This window comes from Salmonella sp. NW645 (assembly GCF_051703725.1).
Classification (GTDB): domain Bacteria; phylum Pseudomonadota; class Gammaproteobacteria; order Enterobacterales; family Enterobacteriaceae; genus Salmonella; species Salmonella enterica.
In genome coordinates, this window is record NZ_JAMMKR010000002.1 from 415,871 (window position 1) to 442,788 (window position 26,918).

General features: G+C 51.4%; 25 protein-coding genes and 1 other annotated feature. Of the genes, 12 read left to right on the forward strand and 13 right to left on the reverse strand.

All coding sequences use genetic code 11. The features are described 5' to 3' along the window. Positions 1-3: 3 nt before the first annotated feature. Genes creB through creD form a run of 3 tightly spaced genes read left to right on the forward strand, consistent with a single transcriptional unit; the run spans position 4 to position 3,524 of the window. On the forward strand, positions 4-693 hold the full coding sequence (gene creB / locus NA389_RS05850) for a two-component system response regulator CreB (protein WP_001187046.1): 690 nt from the start codon (positions 4-6) through the stop codon (positions 691-693). Beyond that, entirely contained in the window at positions 693-2,117 is a 1,425-nt protein-coding gene (gene creC, locus NA389_RS05855) for a two-component system sensor histidine kinase CreC (RefSeq protein WP_001219543.1), read from the forward strand. Before creB ends, creC begins: the two co-directional genes overlap by 1 nt. A 57-nt stretch (positions 2,118-2,174) precedes the next feature. Further along, positions 2,175-3,524 (forward strand): cell envelope integrity protein CreD, encoded by a 1,350-nt coding sequence (gene creD / locus NA389_RS05860; protein WP_024155220.1) that lies wholly within the window; start codon positions 2,175-2,177, stop codon positions 3,522-3,524. A 57-nt stretch (positions 3,525-3,581) separates the two neighbouring features. Here the strand turns inward: creD and sthE are convergent, their stop codons facing one another. The 8 genes from sthE to arcA form a co-directional block, all read right to left on the reverse strand. Beyond that, on the reverse strand, positions 3,582-4,667 hold the full coding sequence (sthE, locus tag NA389_RS05865; protein WP_024155221.1) for a fimbrial major subunit SthE: 1,086 nt from the start codon (positions 4,665-4,667) through the stop codon (positions 3,582-3,584). Between the two features lie 40 nt (positions 4,668-4,707). Next, positions 4,708-5,265, reverse strand: a complete 558-nt coding sequence (locus NA389_RS05870) for a fimbrial protein (protein WP_001056984.1) — start codon at positions 5,263-5,265, stop codon at positions 4,708-4,710. 17 nt (positions 5,266-5,282) lie between these two features. Further along, complete coding sequence (locus NA389_RS05875; protein ID WP_001160701.1) at positions 5,283-7,820, reverse strand: fimbrial outer membrane usher protein; 2,538 nt, start codon at positions 7,818-7,820, stop codon at positions 5,283-5,285. A 45-nt stretch (positions 7,821-7,865) separates the two neighbouring features. Continuing rightward, the gene (gene sthA / locus NA389_RS05880; protein ID WP_000680526.1) at positions 7,866-8,549 is read right to left on the reverse strand and encodes a fimbrial biogenesis chaperone SthA; all 684 of its coding nucleotides are present in this window, start codon (positions 8,547-8,549) and stop codon (positions 7,866-7,868) included. 70 nt (positions 8,550-8,619) lie between these two features. Then, entirely contained in the window at positions 8,620-9,165 is a 546-nt protein-coding gene (locus tag NA389_RS05885) for a fimbrial protein (RefSeq protein WP_000482239.1), read from the reverse strand. A gap of 338 nt (positions 9,166-9,503) precedes the next feature. Continuing rightward, positions 9,504-10,175 (reverse strand): winged helix-turn-helix transcriptional regulator, encoded by a 672-nt coding sequence (locus NA389_RS05890; RefSeq protein WP_000811635.1) that lies wholly within the window; start codon positions 10,173-10,175, stop codon positions 9,504-9,506. A gap of 384 nt (positions 10,176-10,559) precedes the next feature. Next, positions 10,560-10,874 carry a hypothetical protein gene (locus NA389_RS05895; RefSeq protein ID WP_000749517.1) on the reverse strand — a complete coding sequence of 105 codons (315 nt, stop codon included), beginning with the start codon at positions 10,872-10,874 and terminating at the stop codon, positions 10,560-10,562. A gap of 266 nt (positions 10,875-11,140) precedes the next feature. Then, entirely contained in the window at positions 11,141-11,857 is a 717-nt protein-coding gene (gene arcA, locus NA389_RS05900; protein WP_001194359.1) for a two-component system response regulator ArcA, read from the reverse strand. 95 nt (positions 11,858-11,952) lie between these two features. Here arcA and yjjY point away from each other — a divergent pair, with 95 nt between their 5' ends. The 6 genes from yjjY (at position 11,953) to thrC (ending at position 18,223) form a co-directional block, all read left to right on the forward strand. Then, a complete protein-coding gene (gene yjjY / locus NA389_RS05905; protein ID WP_001541509.1) occupies positions 11,953-12,093 on the forward strand; it encodes a protein YjjY in 141 nt (46 codons plus the stop codon). Between the two features lie 399 nt (positions 12,094-12,492). Beyond that, positions 12,493-13,179, forward strand: coding sequence for a tRNA/rRNA methyltransferase (locus NA389_RS05910; RefSeq protein ID WP_001266769.1), 687 nt, complete (start codon positions 12,493-12,495; stop codon positions 13,177-13,179). Between the two features lie 213 nt (positions 13,180-13,392). Beyond that, positions 13,393-13,458 carry a thr operon leader peptide gene (gene thrL, locus NA389_RS05915; protein WP_001575544.1) on the forward strand — a complete coding sequence of 22 codons (66 nt, stop codon included), beginning with the start codon at positions 13,393-13,395 and terminating at the stop codon, positions 13,456-13,458. Then, positions 13,394-13,514: a sequence feature (Thr leader region), on the forward strand. Its footprint overlaps the gene before it by 65 nt. Before the next feature lie 25 nt (positions 13,515-13,539). After that, a complete protein-coding gene (gene thrA / locus NA389_RS05920; protein ID WP_001264680.1) occupies positions 13,540-16,002 on the forward strand; it encodes a bifunctional aspartate kinase/homoserine dehydrogenase I in 2,463 nt (820 codons plus the stop codon). 1 nt (position 16,003) lies between these two features. Further along, the gene (gene thrB, locus NA389_RS05925; protein WP_000241685.1) at positions 16,004-16,933 is read left to right on the forward strand and encodes a homoserine kinase; all 930 of its coding nucleotides are present in this window, start codon (positions 16,004-16,006) and stop codon (positions 16,931-16,933) included. Positions 16,934-16,936: 3 nt separating this feature from the next. After that, entirely contained in the window at positions 16,937-18,223 is a 1,287-nt protein-coding gene (gene thrC, locus NA389_RS05930) for a threonine synthase (RefSeq protein WP_000781100.1), read from the forward strand. Between the two features lie 93 nt (positions 18,224-18,316). On the opposite strand, the gene yaaA is transcribed toward thrC, so the two are convergent. Together yaaA and NA389_RS05940 are read right to left on the reverse strand one after the other, a co-directional pair. Beyond that, positions 18,317-19,090 (reverse strand): peroxide stress protein YaaA, encoded by a 774-nt coding sequence (gene yaaA / locus NA389_RS05935; RefSeq protein WP_000906175.1) that lies wholly within the window; start codon positions 19,088-19,090, stop codon positions 18,317-18,319. A 78-nt stretch (positions 19,091-19,168) separates the two neighbouring features. Continuing rightward, entirely contained in the window at positions 19,169-20,599 is a 1,431-nt protein-coding gene (locus tag NA389_RS05940; RefSeq protein WP_001113801.1) for an alanine/glycine:cation symporter family protein, read from the reverse strand. A 268-nt stretch (positions 20,600-20,867) separates the two neighbouring features. Here NA389_RS05940 and tal point away from each other — a divergent pair, with 268 nt between their 5' ends. Both tal and mog read left to right on the forward strand, forming a co-directional pair. Further along, positions 20,868-21,821 (forward strand): transaldolase, encoded by a 954-nt coding sequence (gene tal / locus NA389_RS05945; RefSeq protein ID WP_000130179.1) that lies wholly within the window; start codon positions 20,868-20,870, stop codon positions 21,819-21,821. Positions 21,822-22,080: 259 nt separating this feature from the next. After that, positions 22,081-22,671 (forward strand): molybdopterin adenylyltransferase, encoded by a 591-nt coding sequence (mog, locus tag NA389_RS05950; RefSeq protein WP_000380373.1) that lies wholly within the window; start codon positions 22,081-22,083, stop codon positions 22,669-22,671. A gap of 56 nt (positions 22,672-22,727) precedes the next feature. Here mog and satP read toward each other — a convergent pair whose 3' ends face one another. From satP to NA389_RS05965, 3 genes are all read right to left on the reverse strand, one after another. After that, a complete protein-coding gene (gene satP / locus NA389_RS05955) occupies positions 22,728-23,294 on the reverse strand; it encodes an acetate uptake transporter (RefSeq protein WP_000528525.1) in 567 nt (188 codons plus the stop codon). Between the two features lie 149 nt (positions 23,295-23,443). Continuing rightward, on the reverse strand, positions 23,444-24,157 hold the full coding sequence (gene msyB / locus NA389_RS05960) for an acidic protein MsyB (RefSeq protein ID WP_001103472.1): 714 nt from the start codon (positions 24,155-24,157) through the stop codon (positions 23,444-23,446). A 35-nt stretch (positions 24,158-24,192) separates the two neighbouring features. Next, the gene (locus NA389_RS05965) at positions 24,193-24,597 is read right to left on the reverse strand and encodes a DUF2541 family protein (RefSeq protein WP_001258082.1); all 405 of its coding nucleotides are present in this window, start codon (positions 24,595-24,597) and stop codon (positions 24,193-24,195) included. Positions 24,598-24,945: 348 nt separating this feature from the next. Here NA389_RS05965 and dnaK point away from each other — a divergent pair, with 348 nt between their 5' ends. Beyond that, positions 24,946-26,862, forward strand: coding sequence for a molecular chaperone DnaK (dnaK, locus tag NA389_RS05970; protein ID WP_000516126.1), 1,917 nt, complete (start codon positions 24,946-24,948; stop codon positions 26,860-26,862). Positions 26,863-26,918 lie beyond the last annotated feature (56 nt).

Consider the following 26,918-nt stretch of genomic DNA (forward strand, 5'->3'; position numbering starts at 1 on the left):
CGTATGCAGCAACCGCAGGTCTGGTTAGTCGAGGATGAACAGGGAATCGCCGATACGCTCATCTACACCCTGCAACTGGAAGGGTTTACCGTTGAGCTATTCGCTCGCGGGCTGCCCGCGCTGGAAAAAGCGCGTCAGCAACGGCCGGATGCGGTGATTCTCGATGTGGGACTACCGGATATCAGCGGCTTTGAGCTGTGTCGGCAGTTGCTGGAACGCCATCCTGCGCTGCCGATTCTTTTCCTGACTGCCCGTAGCGATGAAGTGGATCGATTGCTTGGTCTGGAGATCGGCGCAGATGATTATGTCGCCAAGCCGTTCTCGCCGCGCGAAGTGAGCGCCCGCGTGCGCACGCTGCTGCGCCGGGTGAAAAAGTTTGCTGCGCCGTCGCCGGTGGTGCGTACCGGACATTTTGAACTCAATGAACCGGCGGCGCAGATCGCCTGGTTTGGTACGCCGCTCTCGCTGACGCGTTATGAGTTTCTGCTCCTTAAAACCCTGCTGCTGTCGCCGGAGCGCGTGTACTCGCGCCAGCAATTGATGGATATTGTTTGGTCTGATGCCCAGGAGACCTTCGATCGGACGGTCGATACACACATCAAAACCCTGCGAGCTAAGCTACGCGCGATCAACCCGGATCTCTCGCCAATTAACACGCATCGTGGGATGGGATACAGCCTGAGGAGCGTCTGATGCGCATCGGAATGCGTTTGCTACTGGGCTACTTTCTTATTGTCGCCGTCGCCGCCGTGTTTGTGCTGTCTATCTTCGTTCAGGAGATAAAGCCGGGCGTCCGCCGCGCGACGGAAGGGACGCTGATTGACACCGCAACGCTGCTGGCGGCGCTGGCCCGCGACGATCTCCTTTCCGGCAACCCGACTCACGGCCAGTTGGCGAAGGCATTCGCCCAACTGCAACATCGCCCGTTTCGCGCCAATATCAGCGGGATCGTCAAAGTGCGTAATGAATACCATGTCTACATGACGGATGCGCAGGGGAAGGTGTTGTTTGATTCGGAAAACAAAGCGGTGGGGCAGGATTATTCTCGCTGGAATGACGTCTGGCTTACGCTGCGCGGACAGTATGGCGCCCGCAGCACGGCAAAAGATGCTGCCGATCCCAATAGCACCGTGATGTACGTAGCCGCGCCGATAATCAGCGATGGACGGATTATCGGCGTCCTGTCTGTCGGTAAACCGAATGCGGCAATGGCGCCGGTGATTAAGCGCAGCGAACGGCGCATTCTGTGGGCCAGCGCCGTTTTACTGGGAATTGCGCTGGCAATTGGCGCGGGGATGGTCTGGTGGATTAACCGCTCCATCGCCCGGTTGACGCGCTATGCGGATTCTGTCACCGAAAACCGCCCGCTTGCGTTACCTGCATTAGGCAGCAGCGAGCTGCGTAAACTGGCGCAGGCGCTGGAGAGTATGCGCATTAAGCTGGAAGGCAAGAATGACATTGAGCAGTACGTGTATGCGTTGACTCATGAGCTGAAAAGTCCGCTGGCGGCGATACGCGGCGCGGCGGAGATTCTGCATGAAGGACCGCCTGCGGAAGTGGTTACCCGCTTTACAGAGAATATACTGGCGCAAAATATGCGAATGCAGGCGCTGGTAGAGACCCTGCTGCGCCAGGCGCGGCTGGAAAACCGACAGGATATCCCTCTCGCGCCGGTTGCTGTTGATGAGCTATTTACGCAGCTTAGCGAGGCGCGCAGTATTCAGTTGGCGGCAAAAAATATCACCCTTACTCTACGGCCTTCCTCGCTGGTTGTCGTCGCCGACTCGGAGCTTCTGGCGCAGGCGCTGGGCAATGTGTTGGACAATGCCATCGACTTTACGCCTGAAAATGGCGTTATCACATTAAGCGCTCAGCCGATGGGGGAGAAAGCGATCCTGCAGGTGACGGATTCCGGCTGTGGTATTCCTGATTTTGCGCTGCCGCGCATTTTCGACCGGTTCTATTCGTTGCCCCGCGAAAACGGGCGTAAAAGCAGCGGGCTTGGGCTGGCGTTTGTCAGCGAGGCGGCGCGACTCCTCAACGGTGAGGTGACGTTGTGCAATCGTCCCGAAGGCGGCGTGCTGGCCTCGTTGACACTTCACCGTCACTTCACATAACTTCAAATTCTCCCCACATCGCGTTCTTACACTGCTGGCATTGCAAAGGAGAACGCTATGTTGAAATCCCCCCTGTTGTGGAAAATGATTACGTTAGGCGGCACCATGATCCTGCTGTTAATTCCCCTGATGATGGTACGGCACACCATCGTGGAGCGTGCTGATTATCGAAGCCATGTGGAAGCTGCTATTCGTCAGAGTACCAGCGGCCCACAAAAGGTTGTCGGCCCGCTGGTGGCGGTTCCGGTGACAGAGCTCTATACCGTGCTGGAAGAAGAGAAAGAGGTCCAGTATAAGCGCAGCTATCTCTATTTTTGGCTGCCAGAGTCGCTATTGGTTGAAGGCAATCAAAACGTTGAAGCGCGAAAAATAGGTATTTATCAGGGGCAGGTGTGGCATACCGATATGGCGATAAAGGCAGAGTTTGATGTGGCCCGTCTGCATGAGCTGAACAGACCGAACATTACCCTTGGAAAGCCCTTTATCGTCGTAGGCGTCGGCGATGCGCGCGGTATCAGCGCAGTAAAAGCGCCGCAGGTGAATGGTGAAACGCTCACTGTAGAACCGGGGACCGGCTTACCGGAAAGTAGAGAGGGCATTCATATCCCGCTGCCGGACAGTCAGTGGGCGACGCGCAACCTGACGTTGGCGATGTCGCTAAATTTAAGCGGAACCGGCAGCTTTTCACTGGTTCCCGTCGGGCGTAGCAGTGAAATGACCCTGACCAGCAACTGGCCGCACCCAAATTTTGTGGGGGATTTTCTTCCCGGTAAACGCGAAATCAGCGGTTCAGGATTTCAGGCCCAGTGGCAAACCAGCCGGTTTGCCACGAATCTCGGCGAACGGTTTGCTGATGTGCAAAAGGTGGATTGGGACAACTTACCGGCGTTTAGCGTCGCTGTATCGACGCCAGCCGATCAGTATCAACTGACGGACAGAGCGACGAAATATGCCATTTTGTTGATTGCGCTAACGTTTATGGCTTTCTTTGTCTTCGAAACCCTGACGGGACAGCGGTTACACCCGATGCAGTATCTGCTGGTGGGGTTATCGCTGGTGATGTTCTACCTGCTGTTGCTGGCACTGTCGGAACATATCGGTTTCACGCCAGCCTGGATCGCCGCAAGCCTGGTGGGCGCGTTGATGAATAGCGTTTATTTGCAGGCGGTGCTGAAAGGATGGCGCAATAGCGTACTGTTTACGCTAGCGTTATTGGCGCTGGATGGCGTGATGTGGGGATTGCTGCGTTCGGAAGATAGCTCGTTGCTTCTGGGTACCGGCGTTCTGCTACTGGCGCTTGGCGGCGTGATGTTCCTGACGCGCCATCTGGACTGGTATTCGCTCTCTTGTCAGCAACGTAAGTCATTACCGCCAGTAAAAGATGACGAATTACGTTTGTGGAAATAAATCTAACGGGCGCGCGCGTTAACGTTTTCCCGCGCAGCGCCAGAAACTGTGATGCCGTTAGTTATAGGTCAGGTTTAATGTTGCCGTGGCATTCGCTTGCCCGGCCGTTACCGTGGCGGCGGTTTTATAGTAGTGCGCGCTAATTTTCAGGGTGGTGGACATATTCATGGTTCCGCCGTTAACCGTCTGGCTGCCATCGGCATTGGTAGTAATCGTGTGAGTAAAGAGATCAATTTTTTGATTGATTGGCAAACTGTCGGTAAAGAAACCGGCGTCCGGCGCCTGAATACCCAACTGTACGCCAACGCCGGTTGCGCTGGTTGGCGCGCTTGCATTGCTCAACTGGATGACTGAATTATCAGGATTGTTTCCGCTGGCCGGTTGGGCGCTTAACGATGCGGAAATGGCGGTGCCTTGTTCGCAGGTCAATAAGATATCCTGCTCGCCTGTGCCCGCGGTTTGACTGTTAGCGAAACTGCCTAAATTGACGCTGCCTAAATCCACGGTGATGGCAGGTGTTTCTACCCGACATCCCATCGCTTTCATAATCAATTGCGTATTCCCCAAATACAGATGGGTCAGGATATCGCCGCCGGAGTCTTCTGTTGCGCTATCGCGAAAAGATACGCGCGCCAGTGGACTTTGGAATGTCGCGGTACCGGAGGTGATCGGACCGCCTAAGGCGACCAGTTCAACATTGTAGGCGGGAGCCATCGCATGGTGTGTTTTATTGCCATCGCCATTATGGTAGGTATTATCGATTGGCATGACATTATCGTAAGGGCCAGCATTCGTTTGGGTTTTAATCGCAATGCCCACGCCGGAAATACCGGTGCTAAATACCGGCGTGTTGTTCCCGTCATTCGCATTGATTGTCGCCGATGTATTTGACTGCGCGCTACCGGGTTCATATAAAAAACCGACCTTATAATCGCGACTACAGCCATCCATTGTGACTTCGGAGGTGGAAACCCAGCCCGATTGCCACAACACTTCGCCTGCGGTATAGGCGTGGCTATCCACCACAAGCTGCGACGGCGGGGTGATAGTGATCGCGCCTTCATTTCCGGAACGTTTACAGGAGGCGTAACCATGACCGGAATACGCGAACAGCAGAATAAGCGCCAGATATAACCTTCTCATGAAAAATTCCTGCTTTTATACCAGGTGAAATAGAAAGATGTTATTGCCATGCGATAGTGATCGTCACAACGGACGTGAAATCCCCTGCCGTGACTTTTCCATACGGGGTATACATCCTTGCGGCGACAGGCAAATTGGCTTCATGGGTATTACTGTTGATATCCACCGTGTAAGTGACGTTGTTGGCCAGATTGACCAGACTTTTACCGTCCAGGTTAAAAAGCTGTAATCCTAAATCCTGCGCCGGATTGGCCGCGCTGTTTGCATAAATCGCAGAAGCATAATTTGGATCGGGATAAGGTACGCCGTTAAATGAAATCGCGGCTTTTGTGGTCGTTGCCGGGCAATTCGTCATTTTTATGGTGAAAGGAATGGTGGCGGTATTGCCACCGGCCACGGCGATATCCGCCCGGGCATATTGTCCAAGAGAGAGCGTGTCGGGGACCGTCACGGTACACGGATCGGCATAAATTAATCCCGTAACGTTAATGTCTACGGCATCTGCGGTATTGTATGCCGCGCTGATCGAGGGCGACCATAATGCCAGACCCGTGAACGTTAACAGGGCGGCTAATGCAGCAAATCTGTTCATATTCATCTTTTATCCCACCAGAATCACTGGCATTGCTCGTGTAAGATTTCTACGCCAGAAGCGGAGGGGGAGCTCGGTATACGGTAAGAGACCTGACACCGGTCTGCTGCTGTTGGTCCCCACTTCACTAATAACCGCCCTTGTTTTTCCAGTCCGGTTAACCAGGCTTGCCCCGCATCACCAACAAAACTGCTGTGATTGTCTGGTTTTGTTAAAGACGAGACGGTCGCGCCAAAAGGAACAGGCAGATTGTTTATGCGGGTTAATACCATCAATGCCTTGTAACCAATATTGGTTTTATATTCGGCCCTGACCACCGCGCCACGGGTAGGCACCAGCGTTTTACTGGTATCAATGAGCTCAATATTTTTTCTAATGCCTGTCGTATCTAAAGACACTTCATTACGATGGTAAGGCGAAGCATAAGGTACGACGGCATAGCCCCGAAAATCGGTGTCCACGCCCGTTTCGTTATTCACGGGGACACCCGCTGCGCCAGGGGCTTTAACCAATATGATGGTGTCGTCCATTGGCTGGGATAGTGTCAGGCCATTTCGATGTAACAGTACGCCGCCCTGAACGCCATAATTCAGGCGACGCATATGATTATCGTAGCTATACCCGCCGTTAATATCCGCATACGTCCCGTTATAGGTTGCGCTCACATTACCGCTGGTGGCTTTCTCTTGAGAGGAATAACCTTCCTGAACGCTCCATGAGAGATTTTTCTGTGCCAGCGCTGTGCCGTTTAAACCGACAGTATGCGTGGTATCGCCGTCTTTCGCGGAGTTCATATTGTAGGTGACATACGTTGACGGCATAAAAGCCTCTAACGGAATACTAATATTGATTGAAATTTGCTGGTCATTACTGTCTTCCGTATCGTCGTCTTCATCCTGAGAATTATCGGCGTTCAGCGTATAAGAATAGTTAATGCCATAGCTTACGTTATGCCATGTGTTGTTATAGCCAATACCTAATGATGTGGTATGAGTGTCATTCCAGTAATCTTCATTATATAAAGTGAGTGAAATGGAACCGTAGATAATGTCTTGCGACAACGACAGGTCGGTGCGATTACGTACATGATCATAGTGACTATTATCGCTATAGGTATCCAGTACATCCTCAAGAGCATAGTAATCTTTGGTCGAATAACGGTAGCCGGCGACAGTGAAGTTGGTGCCTGTTGACTGAATATCTTTGCTGTAACGAATACGCCAGGATTGTCCGGTAAGCGTATCGCTAACCACATCGCCTGCTTTAATTTTTGACCATGAGTTGGTGACGTCTAAAGACAATGCGCCCAGATCGCCAAGGTTTAAACCTGTCCCGATGAGCGCCGCATGATAAACATCATTGCTCAGCGTACTCTCTATTCCGCCATAGGCGGTTATGCCGCCTGCTAATCCGTATAAGGCCGTCAGTTCTGCGAAATTCTGTTGCGCGGAATGCGTATCTGATGAACGCGTGCGGCCTACCGTCAGGTCGTATTTCAGGTGGCCTTCACGCTGTAATACCGGAACGCTGGCGTAGGGCACAATGAAATGCTGCTCAGAACCATCGGATTCTTTGATGGTGACGTACAGGTCGCCCGAACCGCCGGTTGGATAAAGATCATTGATGGCGAATGGACCCGCCGGAACGTTAGTTTTGTAGATGGTATAACCGTTTTGTTCAACGGTTACCTGCGCGCTGCTTTTGGCCACCCCGCGAATGACCGGGGCGAACCCTTTCATACTGTCCGGCAACATATCGTCATCAGAAGAGATCTGTACGCCCTTAAATGAAATACTGTCAAAGACGTCCGCGGGCGTGTTATTTTCCCCGGCGATCAGCTGTCCTTTTAAAAATTCGATATCGCGAGAAACATAGGTGTAGGCAGAATCCCAGCTATTTTGCCCATCGCTATCATGATTCCAGGTTGAGTAGTTACGAAAACGCCATGCGCCAATGTTAATACCTGGGCGCAGGTTAGCGTATTCGCTATTTTCCGTCCGGTTTTCATCAATATCGTGATCCTGCGATCCGGTAAAACTGTAGTTCAGCAAAAAAGCATTAATGCCTTCATCCCATTCGCTGGTAGGGACGAATTCTCGCGGGGCGGCGATCAACGCGATTTGAGGGATCGCTAAATCCAGCCGGTTACCGATGACATTAAACTTTGCTACAGCGCCAGCCAGCAGACTAAGATCGGTACACCCGTTTGGGGCATTTTTAAGCTCGGGGAAGTTTTCTGTTTTTACGCCCCACTGCTTGAGTTGTTCAACGCTAAGACACGGCTGTAGGGAGAGCTTATTATCTGCTGATTTTTTATTTTTAAAGGCAATATTTTTTGTTTCAATACTGGTGTTATTAATATAAATATCAACATTATAGGTGCCTTCTGCCTGCCCCCCCTTTTCGAAAACAGATAGATCGACATTCTCCACGCCCGGTTCATCATTTTCCAACGATAATGGATTAAAATGATCATGCGCTAACGCTGGTTTTATGGAACAGCATATAAAGAGAAACGATAACGCTAATTGAGAACGGGGCTCTACTCTGGAGAATTGCACAGTAAAAGTCCTGAAAGGGTAAAAGTAAAGTGAAGTCGTTAATGGCTAGAATGAACCGGAATGCGGCTCTAAACTCATCCCATAATCGCTGATTAATCGCCACGTTACCGTGCCATGAGGGGCGGCAGTAGAACTCAATTTAAATGACGCTGATGATTTTGGTGGAACGAAGGTCGCTGATTTCACTTCATGGCTGTTAAGCGTCACACTGGCAAAGTTCATATAATAGGGCGTGGGGTTATTTACGGTAATAACATCACCTGCCGTCTGCCATTTTAATTGTTGGCTCTGGCTATCAGGCGTCGATTTTGTTAATGCTGGCGGCCGATATATAAGCTTTATTTGGGTATTAATGGAGATTTCCACGCGGTTCGCGGAGGCATTATCATCAATAGAAGGAATACCCTTAATATTGAGCCAGTACATAGATTCTCGATCTGTAGGTAGAGGGGCGCCAGAGCGAATAACTCGAATGCTGTTCTTTTGCCCGGCATCAAGGCGAAAAAGAGGCGGGGTGATAATAAACGCCTGCTTATTTGTGACCTGGGGATCGGCAACCGATAACCATGACTGAACAAGATTCGCTTTGCTGTCTTTATTCTCTACATTGATTGACGACTCATCATTATTGCCGTCGAAAACCAGTCGGGTTCCGCCAACAACAATGCTGGCATGGGCAACATGGCTTGTCAGTAATACGACCAACACGGATTTCTTTATGTGTTTCATTTTTTACTCTGTAAAGATGTTTTACGCTATGGACTGGCATCCTGCCTGTCCATATCAGGATGAGAATGCCTTACTGATACGAAACGGTATACGTAACCTGAGTGCTAACATCTCCACCGGTTACGGTTGCGGAACCATCGTTTGCCATGGCGGCGTAATAGGTAAAGTCTGCTGTCGAGCCGTCGGTTGGCAGGTTTACTGCGGCATCATCCGTGTTATCTGTCACATCGCTATGTGAAGCGTTCTGAATAGAAATACCGACACCCGCGGCGCCCGTTTCCGATCCTTCGTCCGCGTTTTTGAAGTACGTTGGGTTAGAATCATCTGTTGCGCCGTGGAAGCGGAACATGGCCTGGGTTGGTACGCCAGTCCCTGCTTCCGGGCAGCTAACCAGGCTTACGGTAAACGGCACGTAATCGGTTGTGGCGCCTTTTTCCGCGATGCGTTCTTTGCTGTAATTACCTAAATCAATGGTGGTATCCGTGGAGCCATTAACCTGAACCGTACACGCCTGATCGTAAATTTTGCCATTGAACGTAATCGTGTTCTGAGCAAATACCGGTGTGGATGCTACGGCAGTTAACATTGCCAGGATGATAATTTTCTTATTAAACATATTAATTGTTGCCTGATTCTATTCGCTGAAAAATAAAGATAGCTATATAAAATAAAATATTATATTTTACTCTGTATGCGCTTCTTTCTGTTCTGTAGATAAGCAGGCGGCTATTCTACGTATATCAACTATGAACTCAATAAAAATTCTGATGCAATATTGAACGGCAGTCCAGTTTCGGACCCGGTAACAAAGTTTAATAAAATACCACTAAAGAAGTACGGTTGATGACTGGATTTATAGAGCAAGATCTCTTTTTTGATAATAGTTATTATTTCCTGGAGGGTTTATTTAACTCTATATTGCTTTATTTTTAAGAATATACGACGCTTGTCCGTTTAAAATGAAACCGGCAGGTTTCGAAGCTCTAACAGTCTTCCATGCAGTATTTTTATATAGTCCCCCGCTTTTAGTTCTGAAAGTACCTGCATGATACGGCTGCGTGAAAGCCCGGTTCTCTGCTGTATGAAGTTCTGTGCGTTGATCTCAAATCGTGAGCTTTCAGGATACGACCACAGTTCAAGTAACAGCGCTTTTATCTGGCTATAGGCGTCCTGCCCGATAAGGTTTCTGTCACGGTTAGTCATGAAAGCAATGCGGTACATCAGGATGTTCGAAATGTCACGCCAGAGATGCTTTTCATCGGCTATTTCCACAAAATCTTTTACTGGGACAGGATAATATTCACAGGTGGTTTCGGCGATAAAAAAGACGTCTGAATTCTCTTCTAACTGGTATAAGTCAGCATAGGCATCTACAAGGCCTAAAATCATTGGTGAGACACCGCAGCCCATTACAATGCTGTCGATACGCCGACATACTTTAATAGCGCCTTTAGTGATTAACAGGATGTGGGATTGATTATCAATCTTGATATCCAGTGTTTTACCGGCCGTAATAGTGACAGGAGAGATGTTTTGAATAACGTGCCGATGAATATTTAAAATGGCTTGCAGGTTTTTTTCTTTCCCTGTGGGACGATACACATTCCCGCCGTTTAACTGCTTCATATCTTCCCCATTATTATGGCTGATAAAGTGGTTGACTATTAAAAGGTAAACATAAATTTAATATTCACTTAAAATTATAATTAAGTAAATTAAAATAGCCAACAAGAATATTTAAGTCAATGTATTCACCTTATCAATGCATGAGCGACAACGCTGTTTGTAAGGTTAACCATAGTAAATGTGATGATTTTATTTGCAATCATTTTATGACAGCTATCATAGGTACCGTGCTTAACGAGCGCGTAGAGCGTACAGGATAGCGAAGCGATGTTCATCGCTGTTGTAGGATACGAATGAGAGAAAAGTACAAAATGCAGGCGGGCGGCGTTTTACTGAGCGAAATCGCCGCCTGCCGGAACTCCTCCCGGCGGGAGCCATAAGCGGTTAGCGGTACTGGACGATCAAACTTTGAATCTCCGGATGATCTTTTAACGACACGTGCCATACCGTGGCGATTCCATTCATCAACGAAATAGCGTTTCCAGACGGTGTGGCGACTGTCTGCAAATGGGGGATATTATTCCGCGAACATGATACCTCGATATTGCGATCGTGAGGCGCAAGGTTACAACCATATTCGACAATCTGGCCTTTGAAATGAATAACGCCTGCGGAGACCGGCGCGGTAGCAGCCAGCGCGGCTGATGAAGCTGACATCGCTGCACAAAACAGGTAGCAGCATAATGGTGATTTTTTCATCCTTTGAAACCTCACGTCCTGTGAGCATCCCCTTATTTTTTGGGGACCAACAAATCCCGTGTATTACTCTTTAATGTTAATACACAAACTACCTTAACTTTCGCAAGCTGAGATAAACAGCGCTACATGACAATTTTTATGTAAAAGAGTACGTCATAACGGCAGGTCAGGAGGGAAAGCGGGGCCGCTTAGCGGAAGGGGAGCATAAGAAACAGCCAGTAAGAATAACTTACCGGCTGTTTTTACAGTTTGGCACCTGGGCCGAATTAATCCTGCAGGTCGCCGCAGAAGCGATAACCTTCGCCGTGAATGGTGGCGATGATTTCCGGCGTATCCGGCGTGGATTCGAAATGCTTACGAATACGACGAATGGTAACGTCAACAGTACGGTCATGCGGCTTCAGCTCGCGCCCGGTCATTTTCTTCAACAGCTCTGCGCGCGACTGAATTTTGCCAGGGTTTTCGCAGAAGTGAAGCATCGCGCGGAACTCGCTGCGCGGTAGTTTATACTGCTCGCCGTCCGGGCCGATCAGTGAACGACTGTTGATATCCAGTTCCCAACCGTTGAACTTGTAGCTTTCAACGCTACGACGCTCTTCGCTGACGGTACCCAGGTTCATGGTACGGGACAGCAGGTTGCGGGCACGGATGGTCAATTCGCGTGGGTTAAACGGTTTGGTGATGTAATCATCCGCGCCGATTTCGAGGCCGAGAATTTTGTCGACTTCGTTATCGCGGCCCGTCAGGAACATCAGCGCAACGTTAGCCTGTTCACGCAGTTCACGCGCTAACAGGAGACCGTTTTTCCCTGGCAGATTGATATCCATGATCACCAGGTTGATGTCATATTCAGAGAGGATCTGATGCATTTCCGCGCCATCTGTCGCTTCGAATACATCATAGCCTTCCGCTTCGAAAATACTTTTCAACGTGTTGCGTGTTACCAACTCGTCTTCAACGATAAGAATGTGCGGGGTCTGCATGTTTGCTACCTAAATTGCCAACTAAATCGAAACAGGAAGTACAAAAGTCCCTGACCTGCCTGATGCATGTCGCAAATTAACATGATCGGCGTAACATGACTAAAGTACGTAATTGCGTTCTTGATGCACTTTCCATCAACGTCAACAACATCATTAGCTTGGTCGTGGGTACTTTCCCTCTGGACCCGACAGTGTCAAAAACGGCTGTCATCCTAACCATTTTAACAGCAACATAACAGGCTAAGACGTACCGGACACCTAATAAAACTACGCTTCGTTGACATATATCAAGTTCAATTGTAGCACGTTAACAGTTTGATGAAATCATCGTAGCTAAATGCTAGCTTTCATCACAAATTTGCAATATTCCAACTAGTTACGTAAGCCAACTAATAAATGCGATGAATCCAAAGAGCAGGATCTATTTTAAATTAAATTATCCTAAATAAACAGCAGGATAACGATGTTCTGTTAACATAAACAGCAATAGTACAGATACGCAATAGTGTAGCGTCTTTTACGAAATCAAAAATGCTTTTTCAGTGATATCCGTTAAAATTTTGTAAATTTGCGAAGCGTAATATGCTTACAAACGCCAGCTAATTTCCTGTAAATTAGTCAAAAAGAGTAATGAAATGCGTGTAACAATCGTTCTTGTCGCTCCCGCCAGAGCGGAAAATATCGGCGCAGCCGCCCGGGCTATGAAGACCATGGGATTTACTGACCTGCGTATTGTCGACAGCCAGGCGCACCTGGAGCCCGCTACCCGTTGGGTCGCACATGGATCTGGAGATATTATTGATAATATTGAGGTTTTCCACACCCTTGCCGACGCGCTCCACGATGTGGATTTTACCGTCGCGACGACAGCCCGCAGCCGGGCAAAATTTCATTACTACGCTTCGCCCGCTGAACTGGTTCCCTTATTACAGGAAAAATCACGCTGGATGCGTCATGCCGCGCTGGTTTTTGGCCGTGAGGATTCCGGTTTGACCAATGACGAGCTGGCGCTGGCGGATGTATTGACCGGCGTGCCGATGGCGGCGGATTACCCTTCGCTCAATCTGGGTCAGGCAGTCATGGTGTATTGCTATCAATTAGCAGGTTTAATGCAACAGACCACTGAATCCGTTGATATTGCTGATGAATCGCAGTTACAGGCGTTACGCGCGCGCCTTTTACGTCTGTTAACGACTCTGGAGGCGGCCGATGACCACAAATTAACCGACTGGCTACAACAGCGAATCGGCCTGCTGGGACAGCGAGATACGGTAATGTTGCACCGTTTGGTTCATGATATTGAAAAAAAACTAACAAAATAACGTGCTGTAATTTTTAAAATAATAAGAGATTACGTCTGGTTGCAAGAGATCATAACAGGGGGAATTGGTTGAAAATAAATATATCGCCAGCAGCACATGAACAAGTTTCGGAATGTGATCAATTTAAAAATTTATTGACTTAGGCGGGCAGATACTTTAACCAATATAGGAATACAAGACAGACAAATAAAAATGACAGAGTACACAACATCCATGAACCGCATCAGCACCACCACCATTACCACCATCACCATTACCACAGGTAACGGTGCGGGCTGACGCGTACAGGAAACACAGAAAAAAGCCCGCACCTGAACAGTGCGGGCTTTTTTTTCGACCAGAGATCACGAGGTAACAACCATGCGAGTGTTGAAGTTCGGCGGTACATCAGTGGCAAATGCAGAACGTTTTCTGCGTGTTGCCGATATTCTGGAAAGCAATGCCAGGCAAGGGCAGGTAGCGACCGTACTTTCCGCCCCCGCGAAAATTACCAACCATCTGGTGGCGATGATTGAAAAAACTATCGGCGGTCAGGATGCTTTGCCGAATATTAGCGATGCCGAACGTATTTTTTCTGACCTGCTCGCAGGACTTGCCAGCGCGCAGCCGGGATTCCCGCTTGCACGGTTGAAAATGGTTGTCGAACAAGAATTCGCTCAGATCAAACATGTTCTGCATGGTATCAGCCTGCTGGGTCAGTGCCCGGATAGCATCAACGCCGCGCTGATTTGCCGTGGCGAAAAAATGTCGATCGCGATTATGGCGGGACTCCTGGAGGCGCGTGGACATCGCGTCACGGTGATCGATCCGGTAGAAAAATTGCTGGCGGTGGGCCATTACCTTGAATCTACCGTCGATATCGCGGAATCGACTCGCCGTATCGCCGCCAGCCAGATCCCAGCTGATCACATGATCCTGATGGCGGGCTTTACCGCCGGTAATGAAAAGGGTGAACTGGTGGTGCTGGGCCGTAATGGTTCCGACTATTCCGCCGCCGTGCTGGCCGCCTGTTTACGCGCTGACTGCTGTGAAATCTGGACTGACGTCGATGGCGTGTATACCTGTGACCCGCGTCAGGTGCCGGACGCCAGGCTGCTGAAATCGATGTCCTACCAGGAAGCGATGGAACTCTCTTACTTCGGCGCCAAAGTCCTTCACCCTCGCACCATTACGCCTATCGCCCAGTTCCAGATCCCCTGTCTGATTAAAAATACCGGCAATCCGCAGGCGCCAGGAACGCTGATCGGCGCGTCCAGCGACGATGATAATCTGCCGGTTAAAGGGATCTCTAACCTTAACAACATGGCGATGTTTAGCGTCTCCGGCCCGGGAATGAAAGGGATGATTGGGATGGCGGCGCGTGTTTTCGCCGCCATGTCTCGCGCCGGGATCTCGGTGGTGCTCATTACCCAGTCCTCCTCTGAGTACAGCATCAGCTTCTGTGTGCCGCAGAGTGATTGCGCGCGTGCCCGCCGTGCGATGCAGGATGAGTTCTATCTGGAGCTGAAAGAGGGGCTGCTGGAGCCGCTGGCGGTTACTGAGCGGTTGGCGATTATCTCTGTTGTCGGCGACGGTATGCGCACGCTACGCGGCATTTCAGCGAAATTCTTCGCCGCGCTGGCGCGGGCTAATATCAATATCGTGGCGATCGCTCAGGGATCTTCTGAGCGTTCCATTTCTGTGGTGGTGAATAACGACGATGCCACCACCGGCGTGCGGGTAACGCACCAGATGCTGTTCAATACCGATCAGGTGATTGAAGTGTTTGTCATTGGCGTCGGCGGCGTCGGCGGCGCGCTACTGGAACAGCTTAAACGTCAGCAAACCTGGCTGAAGAACAAGCACATCGATCTACGCGTGTGCGGCGTGGCAAACTCAAAGGCGTTGCTAACCAATGTGCATGGCCTGAATCTGGACAACTGGCAGGCGGAACTGGCGCAAGCGAACGCGCCGTTCAATCTGGGACGCTTAATTCGCCTGGTGAAAGAATATCATCTACTCAATCCGGTGATTGTTGATTGTACCTCCAGTCAGGCGGTGGCCGACCAGTATGCCGACTTCCTGCGTGAAGGATTCCATGTGGTGACGCCAAACAAGAAAGCGAACACCTCGTCGATGGACTACTACCATCAGCTACGTTTCGCCGCCGCGCAATCACGGCGCAAATTCTTGTATGACACCAACGTCGGCGCCGGTTTGCCGGTAATCGAAAACCTGCAAAATCTGCTGAATGCGGGTGATGAACTGCAAAAATTTTCCGGCATTCTTTCCGGGTCGCTCTCTTTTATTTTCGGTAAACTGGAAGAGGGGATGAGTCTCTCACAGGCGACCGCGCTGGCGCGCGAGATGGGCTATACCGAACCCGATCCGCGCGACGATCTTTCCGGTATGGATGTGGCGCGGAAACTGTTGATCCTCGCCCGCGAGACGGGCCGCGAGCTAGAGCTTTCCGATATTGTGATTGAACCGGTGTTGCCGGACGGGTTTGACGCCTCCGGCGATGTGACCACCTTTATGGCGCATCTGCCGCAGCTTGACGATGCGTTTGCCGCCCGTGTGGCAAAAGCTCGTGATGAAGGTAAGGTATTGCGCTATGTGGGCAATATCGAAGAGGATGGCGTGTGCCGCGTGAAGATTGCCGAAGTTGATGGTAACGATCCGCTCTTCAAAGTGAAAAACGGTGAAAACGCACTGGCGTTCTACAGCCACTATTATCAGCCCTTGCCGTTGGTGCTGCGCGGCTACGGCGCAGGCAATGATGTGACGGCGGCGGGCGTGTTTGCCGATCTGTTACGGACCCTCTCATGGAAGTTAGGAGTTTAACATGGTGAAAGTGTATGCCCCGGCTTCCAGCGCGAACATGAGCGTCGGTTTCGACGTGTTGGGCGCGGCCGTCACACCCGTTGACGGCACGTTGCTGGGCGATGTGGTATCCGTTGAAGCAGCGGACCATTTCCGTCTGCATAACCTGGGGCGATTTGCCGATAAACTGCCGCCGGAGCCGCGTGAAAATATTGTTTATCAGTGCTGGGAACGTTTTTGCCAGGCATTGGGGAAAACCATCCCGGTGGCGATGACGCTGGAAAAAAATATGCCGATTGGTTCCGGGTTAGGGTCCAGCGCCTGTTCCGTCGTTGCTGCGCTGGTCGCGATGAATGAGCACTGCGGCAAACCGTTAAACGACACGCGTCTGTTGGCGCTGATGGGCGAGCTGGAAGGCCGTATCTCCGGCAGCATCCATTACGATAACGTCGCGCCGTGCTTTCTTGGCGGTATGCAGCTGATGATTGAAGAAAACGGCATTATTAGTCAGCAGGTGCCGGGCTTTGATGAGTGGCTATGGGTACTGGCTTATCCGGGTATTAAAGTTTCCACCGCAGAAGCACGGGCCATTTTGCCTGCGCAGTATCGCCGTCAGGATTGCATTGCGCATGGACGGCATCTGGCCGGTTTTATTCACGCCTGTTACTCGCGGCAGCCGCAGCTTGCCGCCGCGCTGATGAAAGATGTTATTGCCGAACCATACCGCGCGCGTTTACTGCCGGGCTTTAGCCAGGCGCGGCAGGCGGTATCGGAGATCGGCGCGCTGGCGAGCGGGATTTCCGGGTCGGGGCCGACGCTGTTTGCGCTATGCGATAAACCGGAGACGGCGCAGCGCGTCGCGGACTGGCTGAGCAAACATTATCTGCAAAATCAGGAAGGCTTCGTTCATATTTGCCGGCTGGATACGGCGGGCGCACGAGTAGTGGGATAATCAATGAAACTCTATAATCTGAAAGACCATAATGAGCAGGTCAGCTTTGCGCAGGCCGTCACGCAAGGACTGGGCAAACAGCAGGGACTTTTTTTTCCGCACGATCTGCCGGAGTTTAGCCTGACGGAAATTGATGAGATGCTCAACCAGGACTTTGTCAGCCGTAGCGCAAAGATCCTCTCGGCATTTATTGGCGATGAAATACCGCAGCAAATTCTGGAAGAGCGCGTCCGCGCGGCGTTTGCGTTCCCGGCGCCGGTAGCGCAGGTAGAAAGCGATGTCGGCTGCCTGGAGCTGTTCCATGGTCCGACGCTGGCCTTTAAAGACTTCGGCGGGCGTTTTATGGCGCAAATGCTGACGCATATCAGCGGCGACAAACCGGTGACGATTCTGACCGCAACGTCAGGCGATACCGGCGCGGCGGTGGCTCACGCGTTCTATGGCCTGGAAAATGTGCGGGTCGTCATTCTCTACCCGCGCGGTAAAATCAGTCCGTTGCAGGAAAAACTGTTCTGTACGCTGGGCGGCAACATTGAAACCGTGGCGATCGACGGCGATTTCGACGCTTGCCAGGCGCTGGTGAAACAGGCATTTGATGACGAAGAACTGAAAATGGCGCTGGGGCTGAATTCGGCTAATTCAATTAATATCAGCCGCCTGTTGGCGCAAATTTGCTACTACTTTGAAGCCGTGGCGCAACTGCCGCAGGAGGCGCGTAACCAACTGGTGATCTCCGTACCCAGCGGCAACTTTGGCGATTTGACGGCAGGACTGCTGGCGAAGTCGTTAGGCCTACCGGTGAAACGCTTTATCGCCGCTACCAACGTCAACGACACGGTGCCGCGTTTTCTGCATGACGGGAAGTGGGCACCGAAAGCGACGCAGGCGACCCTGTCGAATGCGATGGATGTCAGCCAGCCGAATAACTGGCCGCGCGTGGAGGAGCTGTTCCGCCGTAAAATCTGGCGTCTGACTGAGCTGGGCTATGCGGCGGTAGATGATACTACGACACAGCAGACGATGCGCGAGCTGAAAGCGAAAGGTTATATCTCGGAACCTCATGCGGCGGTAGCGTATCGGGCATTACGCGACCAGTTAAACCCTGGCGAGTATGGCTTGTTTCTCGGAACGGCGCATCCGGCGAAGTTTAAAGAAAGCGTGGAGTCCATTCTGGGAGAAACGCTGGCCTTGCCTGAAGCGCTCGCCGAACGCGCCGACCTGCCGCTGCTTTCACATCATCTGCCTGCGGATTTTGCCGCCCTGCGTAAGCTGATGATGACCCGCCAGTAACCATTGCGCCCGGTGGCGCTGTCGCTTACCGGGCCTATGGGGTGGTGTCGATTTGTAGGCCGGATAAGGCGTAACCGTCATCCGGCGATGCCGTTACTGCTCGTAGCGTTTAAAGACCAGCTCGTCTTGTGTGGAGGTTTCTTCATCAAAGAAATACCCTTCACGGTCAAACGCGGTAAGCTGTTCCGGCTTCGTTAAGCGGTTTTCAATAATAAAACGACTCATCAGTCCGCGCGCTTTTTTGGCGTAGAAGCTTACCACCTTAAACTTGCCGTTTTTCTCATCAAGGAACACGGGCTTAATCAGTTCGGCATTCAGTTTCTTCGGCTTCACCGATTTAAAGTATTCCTCGGAGGCCAGATTCACCACCACCCGATCGCCCTGCGCCTCAAGCGCTTCGTTGAGCTTATCGGTAATGATATCGCCCCAGAATTGATAAAGATCTTTGCCGCGCGGATTCTCCAGGCGAATCCCCATCTCCAGACGATAAGGCTGCATTAAATCCAGCGGGCGCAATACGCCATACAAGCCAGAGAGCATACGCAGATGTTGTTGAGCAAAATCAAAATCCGCGTCGTTGAACGTTTCCGCCTGTAGGCCGGTATAAACATCGCCTTTGAACGCCAGAATCGCCTGGCGTGCATTATCCGGCGTAAAATGAGGCTGCCAGTCATGAAAACGCGTGGCGTTGAGATCCGCCAGTTTGTCGCTAATTCCCATCAGCCTGGAAATTTGCGGCGCCGAAAGCTGGCGGGCCTGTTGAATAAGCTGCTGGCTGTGATCCAACAGCTCCGGCTGGGTATAGCGGGTCGTGGCCAGCGGGCTTTGATAATCAAGCGTTTTTGCAGGTGAAATCAGAATCAGCATATCCAGTCCTTGCAGGGAATTTTCTGCGACTTTAGCAAAAAAACGCCGCAGAGTTGACCGATGGTTGCGATTGTCGGCTTAATCGCGCGATGCCGCATCCCAGGTGTCTGGCGCCAGTTGTGGTTCGATATCCGGGAAGCGCCGCGGATCGAACTGCGGTCTTACGCCCAGTTTCCGTTGTCGCAGATAATCGCTGGCGAGGGTATACACCACCGGTGAGAGCAACAAAATCGCCGTCAGATTGGTAATGGCCATACAGGCCATGATCATGTCAGCGAGCTGCCATATCAGCGGAAAACTGATAAGCGTACCGGCGATAACCATGCCAAGCGTCGCAAGGCGTAATAGCCAGATGGCCTTTGCGTTATGTAACCGCAGAAAAAACAGATTGTTTTCAGCGTAAATATAGTTGGCGACGATAGAACTGAACGCGAACAGAATGACGATAAGCGCGACAAAACTGGCGCCCCATTCACCGGTCAACGAAACCATTGCATGTTGGAGAAGCTGAATGCCTTCTGTTGACGAGTGGGACGCGTGATTCCCCGCCAGCAGGATAATCATCGCGCTGGCGGTACAGATGATAATGGTGTCGCTGAATACGCCAATCATTTGCACAATCCCCTGCGCGACAGGGTGAGGGGGATACGACGTTGCCGCTGCGGCCGCATTAGGCGTTGACCCCATACCCGCTTCATTAGAGAACATCCCACGCTGAAAACCGCTGGTAATAGCCTGAGTGAGCGTATATCCGGCTGCGCCTGCCGCGGCTTCCTGCCAGCCAAATGCGCTTTTGACTATCGAGGCGATAACGCCAGGCATTTGCTCAATATGCCAGAAGCAAATGAATACGCTGCCGGCGACCCACAATAACGCGATGAGTGGAATCAGCCATTGCATCAGGCGGGCGACGCCTTTTATGCCGCGAATGATAATTAATAGGGCACAGAACGCCAGAGCAATGCCGGAGATAAGTGGCGGAATGTTGAAGGCGAAATGGAGCGCGCGTGAGACGGCATTCGCCTGCACGCTATTAAAAATCAACCCGTAGGCGACGAGCAGAAAGAGGGCGAAAACCACGCCCATCCAGCGCATTCCCAGCCCGCGCGCCATATACCACGCCGGGCCGCCGCGGAACTGGCCTGTCGGGTCACGTTCTTTATAAAGCTGGGCAAGTGAACACTCGGCGAAGGAGGTCGCCATGCCAATGATGGCCGAGACCCACATCCAGAATACCGCGCCGGGACCGCCTGCGGCGATAGCCAGCGCCACGCCGGCCAGATTACCGCTGCCAATCCGCGCCGCGAGGCTGGTACACAGCGCCTGAAATGACGTCAGGCCGCCTGGCTGCGGGCTAAGGCTGCCTTTCAGACTGCGGCCAAATTGGCGAATATAACGAAACTGAATGAATCCGGTACGCCAGGTAAACCAACATCCTGCGCCGAGCAGCAGGTAAATCATTACCGAGCCCCAGAGTATTTCGTTAATAAAACTGAAAAACTCAGGCATTAACGTCCCTCTTGTTGATGCCGGCACGCTTTGATAATCCTGTATAAGCGTGACCCATGATGTAGATGACCTTGTCAGACTAATATTAACGGCAGTTTACCATAAATACGGCGGTATCCTTTAATTGCGCATCAACCGTCGGCAGATACGCAAACAGTGCACAAGGGCAGCCAGGTGCATGTAGGCGGTTGCGCTGTGAGTGCGTCGTGTTATCATCAGGGTAGACCGGTTACATCCCCTAACAAGCTGTTTAAAGAGAAACTCTATCATGACGGACAAATTGACCTCCCTTCGTCAGTTCACCACCGTAGTGGCTGATACCGGAGATATCGCGGCAATGAAGCTGTACCAGCCGCAGGATGCTACAACTAACCCTTCTCTCATTCTTAACGCAGCGCAAATCCCGGAATATCGTAAGCTGATTGACGATGCTGTCGCCTGGGCGAAACAGCAGAGCAGCAACCGCGCGCAGCAGGTTGTTGACGCGACCGATAAGCTGGCGGTGAATATTGGCCTGGAAATCCTGAAGCTGGTGCCGGGGCGTATTTCTACCGAAGTTGACGCGCGTCTGTCTTATGACACTGAAGCGTCTATCGCCAAAGCAAAACGTATCATTAAACTCTACAATGATGCGGGTATCAGCAACGATCGTATCCTGATCAAGCTGGCGTCCACCTGGCAGGGCATTCGCGCAGCCGAACAGCTGGAAAAAGAAGGCATCAACTGTAACCTGACGCTGCTGTTCTCCTTCGCGCAGGCGCGTGCGTGCGCCGAAGCGGGCGTCTACCTGATCTCGCCGTTCGTAGGTCGTATTCTTGACTGGTATAAAGCCAATACCGACAAGAAAGACTATGCGCCAGCTGAAGATCCGGGCGTGGTTTCCGTAACGGAAATCTACGAGTACTACAAACAGCATGGTTACGAAACCGTCGTTATGGGCGCAAGCTTCCGTAACGTAGGCGAAATTCTGGAGCTGGCGGGCTGCGACCGTCTGACTATCGCGCCGGCGTTGCTGAAAGAACTGGCGGAAAGCGAAGGGGCGATTGAGCGTAAGCTCTCTTTCTCCGGCGAAGTCAAAGCGCGTCCGGAACGCATTACCGAAGCCGAGTTCCTGTGGCAGCATCACCAGGATCCGATGGCGGTTGACAAACTGGCGGATGGTATCCGTAAGTTTGCGGTAGACCAGGAAAAACTGGAAAAAATGATCGGCGATCTGCTGTAATCCTGACAGATTGCATGACAATAGCCCGCTTTCCGGCTGAGAGCGGGCTATTTTTTTATTAATGCTGCAGTGACGGGCGCTCTTCTGTGCTAACGCCGGTCATTTCGGTGATATCGGCCATCGGAATAAAATTTTCCAGCATGGCCCGCGCAATAATCTGCTGTCCGCTAACCCAATGGTTTACCTGTTCCGGGATTTAGTATTGCTGTCCATTCGCGTGTATGATTCTGCATAACGCGACTGTTTTAACGGAATAATTATGGATACCTTACGTATTGGCTTAGTTTCTATCTCCGACCGCGCTTCAAGCGGCGTTTACCAGGATAAAGGCATTCCTGCGCTTGAGGAGTGGCTCGCTTCTGCGCTGACCACGCCTTTCGAGGTCCAGCGGCGCTTAATTCCTGATGAACAGGAAATTATCGAGCAAACGTTGTGTGAACTGGTTGATGAGATGAGCTGTCATCTGGTGCTGACCACTGGCGGTACCGGTCCGGCGCGTCGCGACGTCACGCCGGACGCGACCCTTGCCATCGCCGACCGTGAAATGCCAGGTTTTGGCGAACAGATGCGCCAGATCAGCCTGCGCTTTGTGCCGACCGCCATTCTTTCCCGCCAGGTGGGTGTTATCCGTAAACAGGCGTTAATTCTTAATCTGCCTGGACAGCCAAAATCGATCAAAGAAACGCTGGAAGGCGTAAAAGCGGACGATGGCAGCGTTAGCGTGCCGGGCATTTTTGCGAGCGTGCCGTATTGCATACAGCTGCTTGACGGGCCGTATGTCGAAACCGCGCCGGAAGTGGTTGCGGCTTTCCGTCCGAAGAGCGCCAGACGTGAGAATATGTCATCCTGACCGGAAGATACTGATAGTAGGGTTATTCCTCCCGGTGCGGGAGGAATAAAAGAGATTTAGTGCGCTTCGCCGATTGGCAGAATAGTGCGGCCAAATTGCTCGTTTAGTACTTCACCCATCGCCAGATAAATAGCGCTGGCGCCGCAAACCAGACCAACCCAGCCTGCGATATGGATAATGGCTTCGTTACCGGTGATATTGCCGACCGCCAGCAGAGCGAACAGTACGGTCAGGCTCAGGAAAACAAATTGCAGCGCGCGGGCGGCTTTCAGCGTACCAAAGAACATAAACAGCGTGAACACGCCCCACAGACCTAAATAAGCGCCGAGTAGCTGAGCGTCAGGCGCATCCGTCAGGCCCATTTTCGGCATCAGCAGGATAGCGACCAGCGTCAGCCAGAACGAACCGTAAGAGGTAAAGGCCGTTAAACCAAAGGTATTGCCTTTTTTGTACTCCAGCAGACCGGCAAAAATTTGCGCGATACCGCCGTAGAAAATCCCCATCGCCAGAATAATACCGTCCAGGGCGAAAAAACCGGCATTGTGCAGGTTAAGCAGAATGGTGGTCATGCCGAAGCCCATCAGGCCCAGCGGTGCCGGATTAGCCAACTTAGTGTTGCCCATAATTCCTCAAAATCATCATAATTGAATGGTGAAATAGTTTCCCAGAATAACGAGTTCCGTATTCGGGGCGCGGCATAATAATCAGGGGGAAGAGGACTGTCTATGATCTAATAAGGGGGAAAAGAAAATATTTCCCCCTGTGAGGGCATTCACGCCTGAACGGCTGCCATCATTCGTCGCAGGCAGGCTATTTGCAACACCGCCGGAATAGTCACGCGATACGCGCTGCCGCTCATCGCTTTGACGCCGTTTAACGCCGCGCCGACCGGGCCGCCAAGACCTGCGCCGCGCAGTAATCCGTGACCCAGGATGCTCATTGCGGCATGGGTACGCAAAATGCGGGTAAGCTGGGTGGAAAGCAGGTGGGAGACCCCTTTTGCCAGACGGCGATCTTTCATGAGCAGCGGCAGCAGTTCTTCCAGTTCAGAAACTTTGGCGTCTACGGCTTGCAGAAATTCCTGCTTATGCGCCGCGTCCATCTTCTGCCAGGTATGACGTAAAAAATGCTCCAGCAGTTGCTGTTCTATTTCAAACGTCGACATGCTTTTATCTGCTTTGAGTTTTAGCCGCTTTGCGACATCCAGCAGAATCGCGCGGTACTGTTTTCCGTGTCCGCGCAATTTGTTGGCGATACTGTCGCCGCCGTAATGCTGAAACTCGCCGGCAATGAGCTGCCAGTTACGGCGGTGTTGCTCCGGGTGACCTTCCATCGCTTTGAACAGCTCGTTATGACTAAGGACGCTCGACAAGCGAGCTTTGCCCTTTTCGTTATGCGTCAGCAAACGGGCGAAATCGGCGAGTTGTTCTTCGCTACAATGCTGAAGAAAGTCTAAATCCTCGTCGTGTAAATAGGTGACGTTCATTTTCAGTCTGGCTTTTGGAATAGAAATAACAGCGATTAATCGTCGCCAATGACTTTAAGTCTCGCCATATCGGAAGAATTTACCGTATGACCTGAGAAGGTAATCTTTGATACGCAGCGTTTGTTGTCGTTATCGCTATTAATATTGATCCAGCCTGTCGTCTGGCCCTCTTTGATTGAGGAAGGGACGTTCAGGTTTTGGCTGGCGCTACGCGCAGTTTTAAAATAGACGGATGCGCCGCTAAGTTCGATGTCGCCGTGATCCGCCGTGAGTTGAATGCGCTTCACGATGCGGCAGACGGGAATTTTCAGCGCGAGATCGTTCGTTTCATTTCTGGGCATGGCAATAACACCCAGTATTTTATGGTCGTTCGCGTGCGCGACGCTACTTAACGCCAGGCCGAAAAGCAGGCCGGCGGAAATCGTTAACACAGATCGCATGGAATTTCTCTTTGACGGGTTCAATAAGCAATTACCGTCTATCATACTCTGCTCATGGCAACGATTCAGTTTTGTAATCTTTTCTTTTTATTACAATTTTTCCGTGAATGGTATTCGTTGTTTAATTTATTTCATGAATATTTATCTGTCTGGTTTTCCATCGCGCCCTCTCGTCACTAAAAAATTTTTTCATCTCCCCCTTGATGACGTGGGTTACGACCCCATCTTGTAGTCAACCGCAGTGGTGAGTCTGAAAAAAAACGATTCAGGGTAGTTGAAACCGCACGTTTCGCCCTTATTACAGATTCACAACCACATGATGACCGAATTTTTAGTGGAGACGTTTAGATGGGTAAAATTATTGGTATCGACCTGGGTACTACCAACTCTTGTGTAGCGATTATGGATGGAACGCAGGCACGCGTGCTGGAGAACGCCGAGGGCGATCGCACTACGCCTTCTATCATTGCTTATACCCAGGATGGTGAAACTCTGGTTGGTCAGCCGGCTAAACGTCAGGCAGTGACAAACCCGCAAAACACCCTGTTTGCGATTAAACGCCTGATTGGCCGCCGCTTCCAGGACGAAGAAGTTCAACGTGACGTTTCTATCATGCCGTACAAAATCATCGGCGCCGACAACGGCGACGCATGGCTTGATGTGAAAGGTCAGAAAATGGCGCCGCCGCAGATTTCTGCCGAAGTGCTGAAGAAAATGAAGAAAACGGCTGAAGATTATCTGGGCGAACCGGTAACTGAAGCGGTTATCACCGTACCGGCTTACTTTAACGATGCTCAGCGTCAGGCTACCAAAGACGCCGGCCGTATCGCAGGTCTGGAAGTCAAACGTATCATCAACGAACCGACTGCCGCAGCGCTGGCTTACGGTCTGGATAAAGAAGTCGGCAACCGTACTATCGCGGTTTACGACCTCGGTGGTGGTACTTTCGATATCTCTATTATCGAAATCGACGAAGTTGATGGCGAAAAAACCTTTGAAGTTCTGGCAACCAACGGTGATACCCACCTGGGTGGTGAAGACTTCGATACCCGCCTGATCAACTACCTCGTTGACGAGTTTAAGAAAGATCAGGGCATTGACCTGCGTAACGATCCGCTGGCAATGCAGCGCCTGAAAGAAGCCGCAGAAAAAGCCAAAATCGAGCTGTCTTCTGCGCAGCAGACCGACGTGAACCTGCCGTACATTACCGCAGATGCCACCGGTCCGAAACACATGAACATCAAAGTGACTCGTGCGAAACTGGAAAGCCTGGTTGAAGATCTGGTGAACCGTTCTATCGAGCCGCTGAAAGTCGCACTGCAGGACGCTGGCCTGTCCGTGTCTGATATCAACGACGTGATCCTCGTCGGCGGTCAGACCCGTATGCCAATGGTGCAGAAAAAAGTGGCTGAGTTCTTTGGTAAAGAGCCGCGTAAAGACGTTAACCCGGACGAAGCTGTGGCTATCGGCGCAGCGGTTCAGGGCGGCGTTCTGACCGGCGACGTGAAAGACGTACTGCTGCTGGACGTTACCCCGCTGTCTCTGGGTATCGAAACGATGGGTGGCGTGATGACTCCGCTTATCACCAAAAACACCACCATCCCGACCAAGCACAGCCAGGTGTTCTCTACTGCGGAAGACAACCAGTCTGCGGTAACCATCCATGTGCTGCAGGGTGAGCGTAAACGTGCGTCTGATAACAAATCTCTGGGTCAGTTCAACCTGGATGGTATCAACCCGGCGCCGCGCGGTATGCCGCAGATCGAAGTTACCTTCGATATCGATGCTGACGGTATCCTGCACGTTTCCGCGAAAGACAAAAATAGCGGTAAAGAGCAGAAGATCACCATCAAGGCATCTTCTGGTCTGAACGAGGAAGAAATTCAGAAAATGGTTCGCGATGCAGAAGCGAACGCTGAATCCGACCGTAAGTTCGAAGAGCTGGTTCAGACCCGTAACCAGGGCGACCATCTGCTGCACAGCACCCGTAAGCAGGTTGAAGAAGCAGGCGATAAACTGCCGGCTGATGACAAAACCGCTATCGAGTCTGCCCTGAGCGCGCTGGAAACTGCCCTGAAAGGCGAAGATAAAGCCGCTATCGAAGCGAAAATGCAGGAACTGGCGCAGGTTTCCCAGAAACTGATGGAAATCGCTCAGCAGCAACATGCGCAGCAGCAGGCTGGCTCCGCTGACGCTTCTGCAAACAACGCGAAAGATGACGACGTTGTCGACGCTGAGTTTGAAGAAGTAAAAGATAAAAAATAATCGCCCTTTGAACGGGTAATTACTGGCACGGGCGAAGAGGTTTCCTCTCCGCCCGT